The organism is Flavobacterium selenitireducens, from assembly GCF_014748335.1.
GTDB classification, from domain to species: domain Bacteria; phylum Bacteroidota; class Bacteroidia; order Flavobacteriales; family Flavobacteriaceae; genus Flavobacterium; species Flavobacterium selenitireducens.
In genome coordinates this window covers 12,126-30,048 of sequence record NZ_JAAVIY010000003.1, presented here as the reverse complement: position 1 = coordinate 30,048, position 17,923 = coordinate 12,126, and the positions used below count along the sequence as shown (strand labels likewise).

The window sequence follows — 17,923 nt, the reverse complement described above, 5'->3', positions numbered from 1 at the left end:
TCAGAAAACTCGTTGCTACTGCAATTCCCTTTCGAGGTTCGACTTAAATACTTGACTTGAATTGCTCCAAGAATCGCACATCGTTCTCGTAGAACATCCTGATATCGCCGATCTGGTACAGCAACATCGCGATGCGTTCGATCCCCATTCCGAATGCGAATCCGGTGTTTTCGTCCGGGTTGATGCCGCAGTTGCGCAAAACGTTCGGGTCTACCATTCCGCAGCCCATGATTTCAAGCCAACCGGTTCCTTTGGTTATACGGTAGTCGGTTTCGGTCTTCAATCCCCAATAAATATCGACTTCGGCGCTTGGCTCCGTAAATGGAAAGTAAGACGGGCGAAGGCGAATCTTCGACTTGCCGAACATTTCCTTCGTGAAATATTGCAGCGTCTGTTTTAAATCTGCAAACGAGACATCTTTATCGATATACAAACCTTCCACCTGATGGAAAATGCAATGCGAACGGCTCGAAACGGCTTCGTTGCGGAACACGCGTCCTGGCGAAATCGTCCGGATTGGCGGCTTGTTGTTTTCCATGTAACGAACCTGAACGGACGAGGTGTGCGTGCGTAGCAAAACATCGGGATTCGTCTGGATAAAAAACGTGTCCTGCATGTCGCGCGCCGGATGGTACTCCGGAAGGTTCAAAGCCGTGAAATTGTGCCAGTCGTCTTCGATTTCGGGGCCTTCGGACACGTTGAATCCTATGGTGGAAAATATATCGATGATTTGATTTTTCACAAGCGAGATCGGATGGCGCGAACCGATGACCATCGGCTCCCCGGGACGGCTCAGATCGCCATACCCGCCTTTCGACTCTTCCTTGCTCTCGAGCATTTCATGGATCGACTTGACCTTTTCCTCAGCGGTGTTTTTGAGTTCGTTGATGACCTGCCCGAACTCTTTTTTCATCTCATTCGGAACATTCTTGAACTCCGCGAAAAATTCCTTGAGCAAGCCCTTGCTACCCAAAAATTTGATTCGGAATGCTTCGAGCTGCTCTTTGCTGTCGGTATGGAATTCCCGGGCTTCGACAATAAACTCTTTGATTTTATCGGTCATCTTCATGTCTTTGAGGATGCAAATTTAAAAAAGATTGCACGATTAAAGGATTGAATGGATAAAAGATTGCTTCCAAATATCGGCCCGTTTACTTTTTGCTGAAGATTTTGCCAATTGACATAAAAAAAGGCCGAAAACTGAATTCCGGCCTTTGTGATTATTTCTTTTTCGACTTCTTTTTCGCTGGTTTCTTTTTTTCAGCAACTTTCTTTTTCGTCTTTTTCGCCTTTAGTTTTTTAGCCTCTTTGGCTTTTTTCTCTGCTTTTTCAGCCTTGTCTCTTTCTTTGGCTTTCTTCTCGCGTTTCTTTAGGTCGTCGGCAAGTTTCTTAAGCTTTTTGAGATCTTTGTCCTTGAACTTCTTTGGTTTGTCTGACGTTTCCAAAACGACTCGCTTGTCAGACTTCTCACTGTCTGTCTCGATTGGCGTAGTTTCCGAATTCACGGGTTTGCCGACTGATTTTTTCGAAACCGGCTTCGTCCCAGCTTTTTGGGCAACCGTTTTTTTGGTTCCCGCCGGTCTGCCTGGTGTTCTTTTCGCGACTGTTTTTGGTGCCGCATCGTCTGCAACTTCAGAAGATTTGACCTCTTCCGCTTTTTGGCTGACCGCCTTCGAAGCAGTTTTCCTGATCACAGGTTTGCGTACCGCTGGCGTTTTTGCCTGGGCATTTGACGGCGCACTTTCCGCTGTCTTGACAGTTTTTGCAGCTGGCGTCTTCGCGGATGCCCTTCTGACAATCGGCTTTTTCGCTACTGCAGCGGGATCAGACTCCTGAGCTGCCTGGGCAGTTTTCGGCGACGCCGTCTTAACAGGTGTTTTTCTGGTCGCTGGCTTTTTCGCAGCAGGTTTTTTAGCGGCCGGCTTTCGCGTTGTCGCAGCTTTAGCAGCCGGAGCGATTGCAGGATTTGTGTCGTTTGTAGTTTCGGGTTGATTGTGCTGTTCTGGCAGGTTGTCTTGTTCCACGTAAGATTGATTTGGTTACTAAATGTCGATTCGTAAAATCGCGATCTGCAAGCGATTAGCGCCTTTACATTTCAGAATCGTATTAAAGATACATTTTTTTTTCGCTGATAACTTCAAGCCGGCAAAAATATCGGTTTATTGTATTAGTCCTTTTTCGACGAAATAGCTTACGATCGCCTCTTTCATCAATACCGACTGTTCCCCGGCCCTTAAAGGCGGAAGCTCCTCTTTCACCTTGTAGTGCGGCCAACCGTCGCGGTCGACGAACTCGAATTCGTAAAATCCGTACGGTTCGAGCAAGCGGCAAATGGCGATGTGCATCAGGTTGAGTTTTTCGTCTTTTTTGAATTTATTGTGGACTTTGCCCAATTCCTGGACGCCGATCAGGTAAATAATGCCATCCAGATCGAGGTCTTCGCCTTGGGAAAATTTATCGGACAGGAATTTGACGAGCGTTTCCCATCGCTCTTTGAGTTGTATATCGCGTGACATATTTGTTGGTTTCAAACAAAACCGTTTGCGGGCTTTGCAGTATTTTAGCGTCCAAAATTACGCATTAAACCATAATCAGTGGCTTTTATCGACATCCTACTTATCATCTTCCTTTTCATCGGAACATTTAAAGGCCTTAGAAACGGGCTATTTGTGGAACTCGCTTCCCTGATCGGGATTTTTCTCGGACTATGGGTCGCGTTGAAATTTTCAAACGTGACGCGTGATTTCTTCGGACAGCACTTAGGCTCGAACCCAAAAACGGCCTACGTCATCGCCTTCATCATCACTATGGTGGCCGTTGTCGTCGCCATTTCATTGATGGCCAAGGTGCTTACTAAGGTCGCCGATTTTTCCGGCATTGGGATTTTCAACAGCATCGGCGGAGCACTTTTCGGCTTTATCCGTATGGCGCTTGTACTGAGCGTCCTGCTCAACATCTTTGACAAGGTTAACATCATGGAAACTTTTGCCAGTAGGGAAACACTCGACAAATCCAAAGTCTACGGCCCGCTTAAGGCATCCGCGGAAATCGTCTACCCGTTCCTCAAAGAAGAACTGCACGAGATTCGTATCGACCTCAGCAAATAATGGTCACTTGAGCTCGCGAATCGCAGACTGCTCGATCCAGCCTTGGGTGCCATCTGAAAGTTCCACTTTTTTCCAGTTGTCCAGCTTCTCAAGCACGTACACTTTCGTTCCTTCATGCAAAATAAAGGCGTCCTGAGCATTGTTTTGAGGCTCGCTTTTTACCGAGGCGACTGACGCAAAAACAATTGCCGGCCGTTCCAAACTGTCGGTACTTTTCTCGAAAATTGCAGCAAAAACTGTCAATCCGATGAAAGCCGCTCCGACGAACATCATTGTGAAAAAGATACGTTTGACCAACGTGTTTCCCGAAAAATAATAGCCGATGAAAAACAACAAAACCGCAAAGGCGCCCGCGACTGCAAACATCGCCCACGTATTGTAATTCACTTGTGAAGTAAAATCCTCGATCATCTTCCGGAAGCCCACTTTCGGCGTTTCCTTAACCTCATCGATTTGTAGTTTTTGCGCAAATTTGAGGTTGTTCGAGATTTCGGCATCGTCAGGATTCAGCAGCAGTGCTTTTTCGTAATTGTAAATCGCCGGAGCCACGCGGTTGAGCTTGTAGTAAGCGTTACCGAGGTTAAAATAAAGCTCCGCGGATTCCTTTTTCGACTTCAGAATAGACTCATACACGTCGGCCGCAGCCTGAAAATCGCCTTTGCGATACAATTCGTTCCCTTTGTCAAAAACGCTTTGCGCCCAAAAAACCTGGGAAAGCAACAGGAATATGAAAACCGCTTTTCTCATGTTATTGGATTTGTTTTTCAAGTTCGGAAATGATTGTCGCTGCCTTCTCGTAATCGTGTTGAATCGCCGTACTCGAAGCCGGGGCGTAACGCGCAAATTCGCAATCTTCGGTCAATTTGATGAAATTGTCGACGGTTTGCGGCTGGGCATTGCGGCTCAAAAGCAACTCACGTATGCGGTCTTTGCTCATTTCGGACGTCTCGATTCCCAGTTTTGCTTTTAGGAAATTGTGCAGCGCCCGTTCAAGCGCAATGTAGAATTTTTCCTTGTCGGATATGTTCCTGCGGGCTTCCGACAAATATTTTTTGACCAACCGGCTCGAAGTACGCAATCTGTTTCCTGTGACGTCGCGATCGATCGCCTCTTTTTTCCTTCGCGCCAGGATAATGATCGGAATGATCACGAAAGGCGCGACCAACAATCCGTAAAACAATCCTGAGCCAAAAAAATCTTTTTTCTTCGTCGGAACCAATTGCGTTTTCAGCTTGATGAACTTGAACTGGTCGCCTGCCGAAATTTGCTGTTTTCCGGCTCCCGATGCGGCAACGGCATCTCCCGATTGTGGCGCGCCCGGCCCGTCGAGCACCTTGATCATGATCTCGGGAGAAGTGATCGTCTTGTATCGGCCGGACTTGATGTCGAAATAGCTGAACGACATCGGCTTGATCGGATAATTACCCTTATACGTCGGGACGATCGTGTAGGTATCGGAAACGCGTCCGGTCATGCCCGAAAGTGGCGTTTGCACATTTTCTTTGTGGACAGGATCGTACATTTCGAGAGCCGATGGCACGACAGGCTTCGGCAAATCGAACAATTTGAGATTTCCTTTTCCGGAAACGCTGACCGTCAAATCAAGGCTTTCACCATTCTTGAGCATCGTTTTGGACGGTTTGACGTTAAAGTCGAAGCTTCCGACGGCTCCTGAAAAATCTTCGGGTTTTCCGGCTTCAGGCAACGCGCGGACGTTGATCGTCTTGACGCCGGCAGAAACCCGCTTGTTGTCCTGGACGATTTGAGGTCGGCCGAACCAGTCGCGTCTTCCCGTCGGAACCTGGATATCGAGATCGAGTGAGAGCGGTTCGATGATGAGCTTCCCTGATTTCTGCGGATACAGCACGGTTTTCCGAAGCACGACGTAGCGCACAGGTTCTCCGTTGAACGTGCCTTGTTCGGCTACCAATTGCTTGATGTCGATGTTTTGGCTCCAGAAGTCGTTGTATTTTGGCTTTTCAAGTTCGCGCCAATTCGATATCCCGACGTTGTAGCTCAAATAAAGCTTGTAGACGACGGTTATCGGTTCGTTGATGTATGGGTTCGTTTTTGAGATTTCAGCCACGAGATGGATCGCATCGTCAACATTCACAGGTTCGGGTTCTCCCGGCTGTCGCGGACGTTGCACCGCATTGGTCACATTGATTTTGACGGGATTCGTCTTGTAGACTTGTCCTCTGATATCGATCGAAGCCGACCTGATCGTGAGCGTCCCTTTTTGTGTCGGCATCAGGAAATAGATATAGCTTTTTTGGAACGAACTGCGCCCGTTTACCCACGATTGGCTCACGGATTGGCTTGGCCCGCCCACGATGCGGAATCCGTCGAAATTAGGAGGAGTGAAATTGTCCCCATCGTCGTTCATGACGAAATCGACGCGCAGCGTTTCATTGACTCCAAGCGTTTGCTTCGTGACCTTGGCCTCGAATTGGACTTGGGCGAAAACTGCCTGTGTGAATAAAAATAATATGAAAATGCTCTTCTTCATGTGGCTGTAAAAACTACCAATCCTTTTCATTGCGCACCGGTTTTCCTTTGACTTGCTGCGCTTTAACTTTATCCTGGACTTTTTTCTCTTCGTGGTTCACGGCGTCGAGCAGGTTTTCGATGCGTTGGCCGGAAATTCCGTTGCCTTGCCCTTGTTGTGGCTTCGGCCTTTGCTGTGGCTTGTTTCCACCTTGTTGGTCCTGGTTCTGCTGATTGTCTTTTTTATCCTTGTTCCCGTCTTTATTGTCCTGTTTGTTCTTGTCTTTGTTGTCGTTTCCGTCCTTGTCCTTTTTATCCTTGTCTTTTTCTTTGTCCTTATCCTTCTTTTTGTCGTTTGGCTTTGGCGGATTGTCCTTGAGCATCTTGCGCGCCAATGCGTAATTGTAGCGCGTTTCGTCGTCTTTAGGATTGTTGACCAGAGCATTTTTGTAGGCGTTGACGGCGCCCTGATAGTCTTTCATGTTCATGAGCACGTTGCCCATGTTGTGCCAGGCTTTGTGCTTTTCTTCGCGCGTAATGGCGTTCTTGATCGCGCTTCCGTAAGCAAAACCGGCTTCCACCTGATGTTTTTGGGTGTAAATGCTGTTTCCGAGGTTGTATGATGCAGCCGCCTTTTTAGGGAATTTCGATTGGGAAACTCTAAAATCAGCTTCCGCTTCAGCGTAGTTTTTCTCGGAATACGCTTCGTTTCCTTTCGGAAGAAATTTATCTTTTTCCTCTTTGACCTCTTCCTGCGCGAACGACACGGCACAACCGAAGATCAAAAGCCCGTAAGTCACTAACTTCTTCATGATTCCTTTTCATTAAACAGATTCATCTTCCGGATCCATTTTGTTTTCTTTTCCAACAACAAGATATCGATCGCAAGCAAAACGAACGCAATCCCGATGAACCACTGGAATTGAGAGTTGAAATCGGTGAACTGTTCGCTCTCAAATTCGTTCCTTTCGATGTTTTCAAGTGATTTTTTCACATACTCGACGACGTCCTTAGTTGTATTTCCATCCACGTACCCTTTGCTGTTTTTGGAAATGTTCCTGAGACTTTCGACGTTGCGTTTGGTAATTACGATTTCGCCGTTTCCGTCTCGCTTGAATCCTTCGACGCGATTGCCGTCCTTGAGCGGAATCGGCCCGCCTTTTTCAGATCCGACGCCTATCGTGATGATTTTGATACCGTCTTTTTTTGCATCTTCGGCCACATCTTCGGAGCCATCTCCGTGGTCTTCGCCGTCTGAAATCAGCACGATCATTTTGCTGGTTCCCTTGTCTTCCTTGTCGAAATACGAAGCCGAAAGCTTGATCGCATCGTCCAAAGCCGTTCCCTGGGAAGAAACCATGTCCGTATCCATACCTTGCAGGAACATCTTGGCCGAGGCGTAATCTGTCGTGATCGGCAAAACTGGGAATGCGCTTCCGGCGTAAGCCACGATGCCGATGCGGTCGCCTGCCAGCTGGTTGATGATTTGGGATACGACCTGTTTGCTTTTCTCCAATCGGTTTGGCGCAACGTCTTCCGCCAGCATACTTTTGGACACGTCGACGGCAAACACGATGTCGATTCCTTCGCGTCTCACCGTTTCGGTCTTCGTCCCGATTTTCGGATTCACCAATCCCAAAATCAGGCACGCGAGCGCTAATATGAAAATCGAAAATTTGAGCGTTTGCTTAAACGTCGATTTTTCCGGCGAAAGTCGTTTCACCATTTCGAGATCGCCAAACTCTTTTTGCCTGCGTCGCTTCCAGTACAAATTGAACAGGAAGATCGCCGCCAGGACGGGGATGGCGATGAGTAAATACAGATATTTTTTTTCGTCTAATTCGTACATATCTAGATAAAACTGCGGAAAACCGTGTGGCGTAATGCAATTTCAAGCAGCAGCAAAAGGGCCGCTAAAATCGCGAACGGGCGGAATTCCTCGTCGTAATCGTAAAATTTCAATTCTTCGATTTCGGTGGTTTCAAGCTTGTTTATTTCCTCGTAAATCTTCTCGAGGCTGTTTTTGCTCGTCGCCCTGAAATACTTGCCTCCGGTTTTGTCGGCTATGCTTTTCATCAGTTGTTCGTCGATTTCGACGGGCATCATTTTGAACAGGAAACCTCCGTTTGGCGCATAGTCGTAAGGGAATTCGGCCATTCCTTTTGTTCCGAGTCCGATCGTATAGACTTTGATCCCGAATTCTTTTGCAATATCGGAAGCGGTTTCCGGCTCGATGAATCCCGTGTTGTTGACGCCGTCTGTCATCAAAATGACGATTTTGCTTTTGGCTTTGCTGTCTTTAATGCGGTTTATCGCCGTGGCCAATCCCATTCCTATCGCGGTTCCGTCCTTCAGCACCTGATCGTATCTGATCGACTTGATCGCGCCTTCCACAATCGCTTTGTCGCTCGTCACGGGCGTTTTCGTGTAGGCTTCGGCTGCGTAGATTACGATTCCGATGCGGTCGTTAGGTCGCCCCTCGACGAATTTCTCGGCGACATCCTTTAGCGCTTCCATCCTGTTCGGACGCAAATCTTTAGCGAGCATCGAAGCCGAAACGTCTATCGACATCACGATATCCACTCCTTTAGTGGTTTTGGTCTTGCTGCTCACATCGACCGTCCGCGGACGCGCCAAGGCCACGATCATCAGGCTCAACGCCAAAATCCGCAACACGAACAAAACCGGCTTGATCTTGGCCAAAAACGATGTCGAGTTGCCGAAGCCTTTGAGCGAGCTGATTTTCAACGTCGCCGTCTGCTCTTTGCGTTTCCAGATGTGATAGCCCACGAGAGCCGGAATCAGCAAAAACAACCAGAAAAATCCTGGGTTCATAAAAGTCACGCCGTCCATCATTGCATCACTTGTTTAAGTTCGACGGAATTGAGGATGCGTTCGGCCATGTCTTTCGCGTATTGGTCATCTTCGCGGTGAATGATGGCGATTTGCTGCACGCCGTTCTGCTGGCCGAAAACCATGGTTTGATAAACCAGTTTTACGTCCTCGCCAGTAATCTTGTCTTTGCGGACGTAAGTTCCGTAGGCCTTTCTACCCGCAAGCCCTTTGTCTGTATTGTATTCTTCCTGTTTGACCAGCATGTTCCTGGCGCCCATCTTTTCGATAAGCCCGACCGATCCTTCGATTGCTTTCTCCAAATCGACCTGGATTTCGCTTTTATAGCTCATCGTCGAGACTCCCACGTAAAAATCGTCGGTCATTGAACCATATCCGAACATCTGGAAATCCTTGAGCATCGCAAAAGCGTCTTTGGGCAGGAATTTTTCGGCATCCATGCGCGTGAGTACTTTTGGCGTTTCGATTGCGATCGCCGGGTTTCCGTAGTCGCTCCTCACCCATTCTCCTTCGGAAAGTTCTTTTGTTGGATGTCCCAGGATGTTGTCCTTGACATAATCGAATCCTTTTGTTATCGAAAAATAAACGGTTAGACCGACAACAAAAAACACCACGACAGAAGCGGCCAGCATTACGCGTTTGCGTTTTTGGCGCTGCAATTCCTTTTTGAATTGAAGTTCGCGGAACGCTTCGGTTTCTTCGTCTTCTTCTTCCTTCGGAACCGATTTGTCGATCACGACGATCACTTTTTCGATTTTTTCCTTGTCGCCGATGATTTCAAAATCCATTGGGCGCGACTTGGCGAACTTGACCAAATCTGCGGTTTTCAACACGCGTTCCAAATTTTCGAACGTGTCCTGGTTGATGGGCATTTTCTTGTTGGAAGCCGCGTCCCTTAACGCCACGATAAGTTCGGATGTCGTCGATTCCATTGCCGGAATGTGGATGACCTCCTCGATGTAGGTTCGGGCGATATCGGTCAATTCCGAATAATAATCCTTGACTTCCCCGCGCTGCACCAGCTGTTTTTTCTCGAGGTTCGACAGCAACGCATTCGCCTTTTCGATAGGGGATTTATAAACGATTTCCTCCGATTTTTTCGTTTTGAATTTTTTTATCAGAAAATACGCGAGGTATCCCAAACCTCCGATGACCACAGCGATAAGCAAATACAGCCAAATGCCCCAACCTTCGGAAGGAGCGGCGATTATCGGGCGGATGTCATACATTTTCTGTTTGAGCGTGTCCACCTCAACACTTGCGACCTCTATCGTCAAACTGTCCGAATAGAACGGTTTTTTATCGATCAAAATCGGAAGTCGCGGCACGGAATAGCGTCCGGAATCGAATTGCGTCAACCCGTACATCTTTATGAGTTCGAATTTTCCGTCTTTTTCGACGGTATCGACGGCATAGTTGCGAATGACCTCGAGCATACCGAACCGTTCGCCTCTTGGAAACACGACGTTTTCGGTGGTGTCCGTCTGGACACGCAACGTCAGGTTGAACTGAGCGCCAATTTTATTTTTTGTCGTATCGACGCTGGTCTCGACGCGCTTTTGGGCAAACCCGAAAGCCGAAAGCAACAACAATGCGATATACAGAATTTTCCTCATGCTAAGACCTGGATTTGAAATAGCCCAGTAATTTGGTCACATAACTTTCGTCGACGCGCGTATTGACGACGCCAGCGCCGCATTTACTGAACGTTTCCTTGAAATATTTGACCTTTTCGTGATAATATTTTTCATAGTCCGTGCGCACCGATTTTGAGCCGGTATTCACAAGACGTTGTTCCCCAGTTTCCGCGTCAAGCATTGGAACCATTCCAAGATTCGGAAGTTTTTCCTCTCTCGGGTCATAGACGCGGATGCCGGTAATGTCGTGTTTTTTGGATGCGATTTTGAGCACGAATTCGTAATCGGGCGCCATAAAGTCGGAAATCAAAAACACGATGGCCTTTTTCTTTTGTACCGACGATAAGAACTTCAATGCTTGAGCGACATCGGTTTTGCGGCTCTTCGGCTTGAATTCGATGAGTTCGCGTATGATGCGCAACACATGTGATTTTCCTTTCTTGGGCGGAATGTACAATTCGATTTCGTCGGAAAACAAGACCAATCCGATCTTATCGTTGTTCTGCGTGGCCGAAAATGCCATGGTTGCCGCGATTTCGGTCACGATCTCTTCCTTGAACTGGTTTTTAGACCCGAAGCTCTCCGATCCTGAAACGTCCACCATAAGCATCATCGTCAACTCCCGTTCTTCTTCGAATACCTTCACAAACGGCTCATTGTAACGCGCCGTCACATTCCAGTCTATGGCGCGCACGTCATCCCCAAATTGATATTGGCGCACTTCGCTGAACGTCATACCACGGCCTTTGAACGACGTATGGTATTCGCCCGAGAAGATGTGATCGCTCAACCTTCGGGTCTTGATTTCGATTTTGCGGACTTTTTTTAGAAGTTCCTTTGTATCCATTGAAATAAGTTTAAGGTTTAAGGCTTAAGGTTTTTGGGATGTAACGCGAAAACGTCCAACTTTGAACTTTAAACTTTAAACAACTATCACGGCACTTCGACTTCGTTGACGATCTTGTTGATGATGTCTACCGAGGTGACGTTTTCTGCTTCGGCTTCATACGTAACTCCGATCCTGTGGCGCAACACATCGTGGACGACGGCGCGCACATCTTCTGGAATCACGTAACCGCGGCGCTTGATGAACGCGTAACACTTGGCCGCTGTGGCCAAATTGATACTTCCGCGCGGAGACGATCCGAAACTGATCAATGGTTTAAGATTTTCGAGTCTGTATTTTTCAGGGAAACGGGTAGCAAAAATGATGTCGAGGATGTATTTCTCGATTTTCTCGTCCATATAAACCTCGCGAACGGCCGCTTGGGCGCGCAAAATCTGGTCAATGGAGACGACTTGGTTGACTTTTTCGTACGATCCTTTAAGATTTTGGCGAATCACATGTCGCTCTTCCTCCATCTTCGGATAATCGATTACGGTCTTGAGCATGAAACGGTCGACCTGAGCCTCGGGAAGCGGATACGTTCCTTCTTGCTCAATCGGGTTCTGTGTCGCCAAAACCAAAAATGGTTTGTCGAGTTTGAATGTAGTATCGCCAATCGTAACCTGTTTTTCCTGCATGGCTTCAAGCAAAGCAGATTGTACTTTCGCAGGAGCGCGGTTGATCTCATCGGCAAGCACGAAATTCGCGAATATCGGGCCTTTCTTTATCGAAAAATCGTTGGCTTTTATGTTGTAAATCATGGTTCCGACAACATCGGCCGGAAGCAAATCGGGCGTAAACTGGATGCGGCTGAAAGAACCGTGGACGGCCTGTGAAAGCGTGTTGATCGCAAGTGTCTTGGCCAATCCCGGAACGCCTTCGAGCAAAATGTGACCTTGTCCCAACAATCCGATGAGCAAACGCTCCGTCATGTGCTTTTGTCCAACGATCACTTTGCCCATTTCCATCATGAGCAGGTCGATAAAAGCGCTTTCCCTCTCTATTTTTTCATTGATCGCCCTGATGTCCAAAGCGGCGCTGGTGTCTTCCATTTTGAGAATTAATTTAGTTAAATGCTTGTGTCTGGTTAATTGACGTCGCAAGGTGGAAATTTCTTCTATTTGGAATTGTTAATGCCTCGTTAAAAAATCGTTGAAAGCCCTGTGATTAAGGCTTATTTGTGATTTTGTTTTTATAATTTTAAGACCGTAAACAAACATCTCTTGAAAACATCTTTATCGCCCATTATTTCGGGCACCATGAACTGGGGCGCCTGGGACAAGAAACTGTCTGCGGACGAAATGGCCCACACCATCCACATGTGTCTTGAAAACGGCATCACGACCTTCGACCACGCTGATATTTATGGCGGTTATACCACTGAAGCGGAGTTTGGTGAAGGTTTCAAAAAAAGCCGGCTCTCGCGCGAAAAAATCCAGTTGATCTCCAAATGCGGTATTGAGCACGTAACCGGAAATCGCAACAATAAGATCAAGCATTACAACTACTCGAAAGAGTACATTATCTGGTCGGTTGAGAATTCGCTTAAAAACCTTCAAACCGAATATCTCGATGTTCTTTTGTTGCACCGTCCGAGTCCGTTAATGGTGGCGGACGAGATTGCGGAAGCGATTACCAAATTGCAGTCTGAAGGCAAAATTGTCGACTTTGGGCTTTCGAACTTCACGGCGTCCCAAACGGATTTGATCCGACAGAAGATCGATGTTTCGTATAATCAGATACAATTCTCGGCAACGCATTTTACGCCTATGCTCGACGGATCGCTTGACCACATGCAGGTAAACGGGATCCGGCCGATGGCATGGAATCCGCTCGGGACGGTTTTCCGGGAAGATTCCGAAAAAACCCGGTGGATGAAGCAGCTTCTGGCTTCTTTGGTTCAAAAATATGAGGTCGGCGCCGATGTTTTGTTGTTGGCCTGGATTCTCAAACATCCGGCTAAAATCCTTCCGATAGCAGGAACGGTAAACGTAGGACGCATCCAGCAACTTATGAAAGCGACACAACTCGAAATGGAATTGGAAGATTGGTTCGCGATCTGGACGGAAAGCATGGGCGATAAAGTGCCTTGAAAATGGTTTAAAGTTTAAGGTTTAGAGTTTCTCAACCACTAACTTCACTTTGAACCTTAAATAAAATTACAACACAATGAAAACAGTCCTGATCACCGGAGCAACCAGCGGCATCGGTCGCGCCTGCGCCAGAATATTCGCCAAAAACAGCTTCAAGGTCATCATTTGCGGACGCCGTGAAGACCGGCTTTCGGAATTGCAGGATGAACTTTCCCAACGAACGGAAGTTCACAGTTTGCTTTTTGACGTCAGCGATAAACAATCGGTAACGGCCGCAATTGCTTCGCTTCCGCCAATCTTCTCCAACATCGATGTACTGGTCAACAATGCCGGGAACGCCCATGGACTCGATCCTATACAAAATGGCTCTCTCGACGATTGGGACGCAATGATCGACATCAACGTAAAAGGTCTGCTGTATGTTTCAAAGGCGGTGATCCCTGGAATGGTTGACAGGAAAAAGGGGCATATTATCAACATAGGCTCGATTGCCGGAAAGGAAGTGTACGCCAACGGAAACGTATATTGCGCGACAAAACACGCCGTCGACGCGTTGACAAAATCCATGCTTATCGACCTGAATCCGTTTGGGATAAAGGTTGGTGCGATACATCCGGGAATGGTGGAAACGGAATTTTCCGAAGTTCGCTTTAAAGGCGATACAGATCGCGCAGCCAACGTTTATAAAGGTCTGACGCCACTTTCCCCGGAAGACGTCGCCGATACGATCCATTTTGTGGTGTCGCGACCGTATCACATCAACATCTCGGATTTGGTAATTTTGCCGACCGATCAGGCTAGCGCCACGGTCGTGAATCGGAAGTGATCAACTTCGATATCTTACGGATTTTGAGGTCCGAGCTTAACATTTTTTACAGATTTTCTGTAAGGGGATGTGGGTTGGAATGTCTAACTTTGGGGAGATATAACATATTTTGGAAATATGTTATATCTGGGGGAAAAAGAAAATTTCTAAGAATCGAAAACCAAATTCCATTGCATCCCAACTTACGCTAAACCCGCTTTCGAAATCGCCAATTTTTTAAGTCATCTACTTCGCCCTCGACATCCATCGCGCCATTTCAAATCGCCCCCTAAAAACAATTAAAATCGGATACGCATATAGATTTAACGCAAACAAAACGTAAGATTCGTTAAGTTGCGGAATGATTAACAAACGCCTCCTAATCAAGAATTTGCTCGCACACAACGACGAAAGCAGTTTCTATGACAAGAAACGGCAGTTGAATTTGCATACAAAGGAGGGCAAGGCGAAGTTTCTCAAACATATTTGCGCGCTTTCGAACTCGAACCCGAACAACAATTCCTATATCGTAGTTGGCGTTGAAGATCAGGACAACCAGATCGTGGGAGACGATTTTTTTGACGACAGCCGCATCCAAAATCTCGTGAATGCGTTTTTGGAAAATCCGCCGAAGATTCAGTATGAGAACGTGCCTTTTCCGAATTTGCCCAAAGATCGCGTCGTCGGGCTGGTCACGATCCGGCCGAAGACCAAAACTTCTCATTTCAAAAAAAACATACACGTCATCCCGATGAACGCCATGTTCGTGCGCGTCGGCAGCAACTCTATGCCTGTTGAAGGTGAAATTGAAAAAAGTTTCGCCAATACGCAAACCGTGATCGACATCGAGAACAGCTCCCGAAATTCCATTGGTTATACGCTTGACGGCGTGATGGATTTCATGCAGAACCGACATCGCGATATCTCTCCAAAATACAAGGTGTTTAAAGAATTGTTCGTGATCTGTTGGGCGGGAACAAAGCGCAAGATACGGGACCGGACTTTTTTTTCGCGAGTGGACATCGAACTCATCAACGAGCAGGTCAAGTTATTCTATTCCGCGTTGGACGACGTGACGATTGAATATGACGACGACTCGTTCACCATTACCGAATATGTGCCCTTGGGATTGAACGACCGCACGAGTTATTATGCGTTGGAAACCCAAACGATTCGGTTTTACGACAACGGCTACTACAATATCGACCGGCGGTTTTTGTTCGAGCCGCCTCAGTTCAACCGCAAAATGTTGCACCACATTTACAATTCCAACCTGGCTCTGATCGACAAGCTGCAAAAAGCAATCGCGCTGTCCGGGCGTGAACAGCGCGATTTGGAAAATCTGTCTTCGACGTTGATGATTTGTTACCTAAACGGTTTCGAGGATGCGAAACAGAAGCTCATCGACGCGAAATTGTTGCTCAAAGCCCATCCGAACGCCGCCGTATACTTGTCGTTTAAGGAGGCGATGCGGGTTTTGAGGAAGATGAAATACGATCGTATTTGAACTAGTTTTTGATTCCCCATTTTTTCCTGAGCGATTCCGGAATATTCCAATTCCTCATAAAATCACCACTAACCAGATAATAGTTTACCGAAACACCATTTTGTTTTGCTGTCTCCAGCAATGCGATCCATTCGAAAGCCTTTTCGTGGTTGAGCTTTCCGGCATATGTGGTAAACGTGATGAACACGGAAATATTGGCAGCCTGTTTTGGTTGGAAATCCGGAGCCAGAAATGCGGTAAAGTCTTTCATCAATCGGTTTTTGTCAGAGGGCCAGCTTGAGAAATTCCTGAGATCGGCGATAAAACTGTTTACCTGGGCGTTGCAATGCTCGGTTGTCCTGGGATAATCGACCGCGAAACCATCTGCATTGAAAAAATAGGCATTTGGGAAGCTTAGGTATTTTGCCTGGGAAGCGGTAGCGAATGCCATCAGATCCTTAAACACATAAACTTCAGTCGTGTCGATTGCGTTTCGTTGCAAATACGCATTTACAGAATGCGCAGACTCTAATCGAGGACTTTTGACGCCTTTGATCTTCTTAGCCATCGTCGCGCAAGACGAAAAGATAAACAATATCGAAACGATCCAGTATTTCATTTCCCCTGACTTTTAGCGGTTAATTAAAGGTGCAATTATAGGTGTTCGTGCCTGAATCGAATACCACCGGGTATTTTCCTTTCTTGATCGTGTACGAACTCAATCCCAACGCACGGGCAGTTGCTGCAGGAACGGTAAAATCTTCCTCGATGAGCAACACGTTATTAGCGAAATTTTTCCTGTTTCGCTCCATGTTTTGGGCCGAAATGTTGAGCGTAACACGGCCTTTGTGGTTAAAGGCGTTGAAAACATCGATGAGTTCACCGACCGTAATATCGATTTCGAATCTACAGATACCGAATCCGCCGCAGTTTTTGGAAACACGGCCGAACTTCAAAACGATGCGTTGCGTTTCCGATGCGCCCGTTTTGGTTTGGGCTTCGAGAGACGGACAAAGAAATAACGAGGCAATTAATGCGAAAAATAAAGTTTTCATGGCTTAAAAATTAAAGTTTAAAATAATTTGATCGTTTCCGCGGAATGGTAAAATTGAGCAAAACCATCAACATGCAATTACAGTTTTTCTGTAAAAAATGTTAAAATCCTATGTTGCGCCGTCTTCATCGGATAATTTTAAAATACTTCATATTACCAGAATCCTGTATTTTTACAACAACATGAACAGAACCCTTGCAATCGGAGACATACACGGCGGGCTTCGCGCCTTAAAGCAAGTTTTCGAGCGCGCAGAAGTCACGCCTGATGACAAGCTCATCTTTCTTGGCGACTATGTTGACGGTTGGAGTGAGTCGCCTCAAGTGCTCGACTATCTGATGGCGCTGTCGCAAACCAACGAATGCGTTTTCCTGCGAGGCAACCACGATGATTTGCTCATGGAATGGCTCAAAGGAAAAGAAAATGAATTGTGGCACCAACACGGAGGGGAAGCGACAATATTAGCTTATTCGGTACTTCCCGAATCGACAAAAGAAATCCACGTTGCCTTCCTAAATCAGCTTCAGAATTACTATATCGACGGCCAAAACCGCCTTTTCGTACATGCGGGTTTTACTAACCTCCACGGCGTTGACCACGAATATTTCCCAAGGTTGCTGTTTTGGGAACGCACGCTTTGGGAAACGGCCCTGGCATTAGACCCTAATATGGACATCGAGAATCCCGCCTATCCGAAACGGTTCAAGGTTTATAACGAGATCTACATCGGGCATACGCCGGTAACGCGAATTGCCGTCGACACGCCCCAAAACCGCGCCAACGTTTGGAACATTGACACCGGAGCGGCGTTCAAAGGGAAACTTTCGGTTGTTGACATAGATAGCAAACAGGTTTGGCAAAGCGACAATTTGCCCGATTTATATCCGAACGAAATCGGAAGAAACAGATGATTATGAGAAAAATGATTATTGCATGCCTTGCCGTCATCGGCTCGTCCGCATTGGCCCAGAAACACGAAATAAAATGGAATATCGGAAACACGATTTTACATGCTTCGGCAGAAATCGGATATGAATACCTGATCGACAATCACCAATCGATCGGGTCGGAATTCCTTATCAACGACGTCTACAACCTTCGCATCGGGCGACAAGCGACTGACTTCGATACCCACAGTTTCAAAATTGCCTACAGTTATTACACGGGCGACCGCAACGACGCTTTCCAGATTTCGCCATTTATTCAGGTACGCACAGGCGATTACCAAAAATACGAAGACAGCCCGAAGGTAGATATGGACAGTTTCATCGTTGGGATCGGAGGCGGTTACAAATGGAACATCAACGACAAATTCGTGTTTGGGCCATATTTTACCGTCGGACGCAATTTCAGCGAAGAAGTCAACGACGAATTCAACACGCCTGTCGAAATTGGCGTCGGGTTCGGCATCGGATACCGGTTCTGAAACCAGAACGAATCGGTCTTCGGACGCGCCGCATCGGACGTTAGTCAAAGTCATCTAAGCCACAGACCGCCTAATTTTTAACACAAAAA

At 46.9% G+C, this 17,923-nt stretch carries 19 protein-coding genes; 7 read left to right on the top strand and 12 right to left on the bottom strand.

All coding sequences use genetic code 11. The features are described from left to right. Positions 1–43: 43 nt before the first annotated feature. Positions 44–1,063, bottom strand: coding sequence for a phenylalanine--tRNA ligase subunit alpha (gene pheS, locus HC229_RS06040; protein WP_191019902.1), 1,020 nt, complete (start codon positions 1,061–1,063; stop codon positions 44–46). 95 nt (positions 1,064–1,158) lie between these two features. On the opposite strand from pheS, the gene HC229_RS06035 reads away from it, so the two are divergent. Continuing rightward, positions 1,159–1,836 (top strand): hypothetical protein, encoded by a 678-nt coding sequence (locus HC229_RS06035; protein WP_191019572.1) that lies wholly within the window; start codon positions 1,159–1,161, stop codon positions 1,834–1,836. A gap of 323 nt (positions 1,837–2,159) precedes the next feature. On the opposite strand, the gene HC229_RS06030 is transcribed toward HC229_RS06035, so the two are convergent. Continuing rightward, a complete protein-coding gene (locus HC229_RS06030; RefSeq protein WP_191019571.1) occupies positions 2,160–2,516 on the bottom strand; it encodes a hypothetical protein in 357 nt (118 codons plus the stop codon). 78 nt (positions 2,517–2,594) lie between these two features. Here HC229_RS06030 and HC229_RS06025 point away from each other — a divergent pair, with 78 nt between their 5' ends. Beyond that, positions 2,595–3,107, top strand: coding sequence for a CvpA family protein (locus HC229_RS06025; RefSeq protein WP_191019570.1), 513 nt, complete (start codon positions 2,595–2,597; stop codon positions 3,105–3,107). A gap of 3 nt (positions 3,108–3,110) precedes the next feature. On the opposite strand, the gene HC229_RS06020 is transcribed toward HC229_RS06025, so the two are convergent. The 8 genes from HC229_RS06020 to HC229_RS05985 all read right to left on the bottom strand — a co-directional run bounded on the left by HC229_RS06020 (position 3,111) and on the right by HC229_RS05985 (position 12,022). Continuing rightward, a complete protein-coding gene (locus tag HC229_RS06020; RefSeq protein ID WP_191019569.1) occupies positions 3,111–3,854 on the bottom strand; it encodes a tetratricopeptide repeat protein in 744 nt (247 codons plus the stop codon). A gap of 1 nt (position 3,855) precedes the next feature. Then, complete coding sequence (locus HC229_RS06015; protein WP_191019901.1) at positions 3,856–5,616, bottom strand: BatD family protein; 1,761 nt, start codon at positions 5,614–5,616, stop codon at positions 3,856–3,858. Positions 5,617–5,629: 13 nt separating this feature from the next. Then, a complete protein-coding gene (locus tag HC229_RS06010) occupies positions 5,630–6,406 on the bottom strand; it encodes a tetratricopeptide repeat protein (protein ID WP_191019568.1) in 777 nt (258 codons plus the stop codon). Further along, positions 6,403–7,443: a vWA domain-containing protein gene (locus HC229_RS06005; protein ID WP_191019567.1), complete on the bottom strand. Its 1,041-nt coding sequence runs from the start codon at positions 7,441–7,443 to the stop codon at positions 6,403–6,405. Before HC229_RS06005 ends, HC229_RS06010 begins: the two co-directional genes overlap by 4 nt. Before the next feature lie 2 nt (positions 7,444–7,445). After that, entirely contained in the window at positions 7,446–8,447 is a 1,002-nt protein-coding gene (locus HC229_RS06000) for a vWA domain-containing protein (protein ID WP_191019900.1), read from the bottom strand. Further along, entirely contained in the window at positions 8,447–10,063 is a 1,617-nt protein-coding gene (locus tag HC229_RS05995; RefSeq protein WP_191019566.1) for a hypothetical protein, read from the bottom strand. The genes HC229_RS06000 and HC229_RS05995 overlap by 1 nt, the downstream gene beginning before the upstream one ends. A gap of 1 nt (position 10,064) precedes the next feature. Beyond that, positions 10,065–10,931, bottom strand: coding sequence for a DUF58 domain-containing protein (locus tag HC229_RS05990; protein WP_191019565.1), 867 nt, complete (start codon positions 10,929–10,931; stop codon positions 10,065–10,067). Between the two features lie 86 nt (positions 10,932–11,017). After that, positions 11,018–12,022, bottom strand: coding sequence for an AAA family ATPase (locus tag HC229_RS05985; RefSeq protein WP_191019564.1), 1,005 nt, complete (start codon positions 12,020–12,022; stop codon positions 11,018–11,020). A gap of 171 nt (positions 12,023–12,193) precedes the next feature. Here HC229_RS05985 and HC229_RS05980 point away from each other — a divergent pair, with 171 nt between their 5' ends. From HC229_RS05980 to HC229_RS05970, 3 genes are all read left to right on the top strand, one after another. Continuing rightward, the gene (locus HC229_RS05980) at positions 12,194–13,063 is read left to right on the top strand and encodes an aldo/keto reductase (protein ID WP_223845541.1); all 870 of its coding nucleotides are present in this window, start codon (positions 12,194–12,196) and stop codon (positions 13,061–13,063) included. 76 nt (positions 13,064–13,139) lie between these two features. Continuing rightward, positions 13,140–13,889 (top strand): SDR family NAD(P)-dependent oxidoreductase, encoded by a 750-nt coding sequence (locus HC229_RS05975; RefSeq protein WP_191019563.1) that lies wholly within the window; start codon positions 13,140–13,142, stop codon positions 13,887–13,889. A 340-nt stretch (positions 13,890–14,229) separates the two neighbouring features. Then, positions 14,230–15,375 (top strand): ATP-binding protein, encoded by a 1,146-nt coding sequence (locus HC229_RS05970; protein WP_191019562.1) that lies wholly within the window; start codon positions 14,230–14,232, stop codon positions 15,373–15,375. Position 15,376: 1 nt separating this feature from the next. Here HC229_RS05970 and HC229_RS05965 read toward each other — a convergent pair whose 3' ends face one another. Then, complete coding sequence (locus HC229_RS05965) at positions 15,377–15,973, bottom strand: hypothetical protein (protein WP_191019561.1); 597 nt, start codon at positions 15,971–15,973, stop codon at positions 15,377–15,379. Between the two features lie 19 nt (positions 15,974–15,992). Further along, complete coding sequence (locus tag HC229_RS05960; RefSeq protein ID WP_191019560.1) at positions 15,993–16,409, bottom strand: hypothetical protein; 417 nt, start codon at positions 16,407–16,409, stop codon at positions 15,993–15,995. A 181-nt stretch (positions 16,410–16,590) separates the two neighbouring features. Between HC229_RS05960 and HC229_RS05955 the strand changes: the two genes are divergently transcribed. Next, positions 16,591–17,319, top strand: a complete 729-nt coding sequence (locus tag HC229_RS05955) for a metallophosphoesterase family protein (RefSeq protein WP_191019559.1) — start codon at positions 16,591–16,593, stop codon at positions 17,317–17,319. Positions 17,320–17,321: 2 nt separating this feature from the next. Beyond that, positions 17,322–17,834, top strand: coding sequence for a DUF3575 domain-containing protein (locus HC229_RS05950; RefSeq protein ID WP_191019558.1), 513 nt, complete (start codon positions 17,322–17,324; stop codon positions 17,832–17,834). Positions 17,835–17,923 lie beyond the last annotated feature (89 nt).

Excerpts from the sequence above, each read along its gene's own strand:
- HC229_RS05950 (WP_191019558.1), top strand. The coding sequence starts at position 17,322 with ATGAGAAAAATGATTATTGCATGCCTTGCCGTCATCGGCTCGTCCGCA.
- HC229_RS06005 (WP_191019567.1), bottom strand. The coding sequence starts at position 7,443 with ATGTACGAATTAGACGAAAAAAAATATCTGTATTTACTCATCGCCATC.
- HC229_RS06000 (WP_191019900.1), bottom strand. The coding sequence starts at position 8,447 with ATGGACGGCGTGACTTTTATGAACCCAGGATTTTTCTGGTTGTTTTTG.
- HC229_RS05955 (WP_191019559.1), top strand. The coding sequence starts at position 16,591 with ATGAACAGAACCCTTGCAATCGGAGACATACACGGCGGGCTTCGCGCC.
- HC229_RS06015 (WP_191019901.1), bottom strand. The coding sequence starts at position 5,616 with ATGAAGAAGAGCATTTTCATATTATTTTTATTCACACAGGCAGTTTTC.
- HC229_RS05995 (WP_191019566.1), bottom strand. The coding sequence starts at position 10,063 with ATGAGGAAAATTCTGTATATCGCATTGTTGTTGCTTTCGGCTTTCGGG.
- HC229_RS05960 (WP_191019560.1), bottom strand. The coding sequence starts at position 16,409 with ATGAAAACTTTATTTTTCGCATTAATTGCCTCGTTATTTCTTTGTCCG.
- HC229_RS05985 (WP_191019564.1), bottom strand. The coding sequence starts at position 12,022 with ATGGAAGACACCAGCGCCGCTTTGGACATCAGGGCGATCAATGAAAAA.
- HC229_RS06030 (WP_191019571.1), bottom strand. The coding sequence starts at position 2,516 with ATGTCACGCGATATACAACTCAAAGAGCGATGGGAAACGCTCGTCAAA.
- HC229_RS05965 (WP_191019561.1), bottom strand. The coding sequence starts at position 15,973 with ATGAAATACTGGATCGTTTCGATATTGTTTATCTTTTCGTCTTGCGCG.
- HC229_RS06010 (WP_191019568.1), bottom strand. The coding sequence starts at position 6,406 with ATGAAGAAGTTAGTGACTTACGGGCTTTTGATCTTCGGTTGTGCCGTG.
- HC229_RS06020 (WP_191019569.1), bottom strand. The coding sequence starts at position 3,854 with ATGAGAAAAGCGGTTTTCATATTCCTGTTGCTTTCCCAGGTTTTTTGG.
- HC229_RS05990 (WP_191019565.1), bottom strand. The coding sequence starts at position 10,931 with ATGGATACAAAGGAACTTCTAAAAAAAGTCCGCAAAATCGAAATCAAG.
- HC229_RS05970 (WP_191019562.1), top strand. The coding sequence starts at position 14,230 with ATGATTAACAAACGCCTCCTAATCAAGAATTTGCTCGCACACAACGAC.
- pheS (WP_191019902.1), bottom strand. The coding sequence starts at position 1,063 with ATGACCGATAAAATCAAAGAGTTTATTGTCGAAGCCCGGGAATTCCAT.
- HC229_RS05975 (WP_191019563.1), top strand. The coding sequence starts at position 13,140 with ATGAAAACAGTCCTGATCACCGGAGCAACCAGCGGCATCGGTCGCGCC.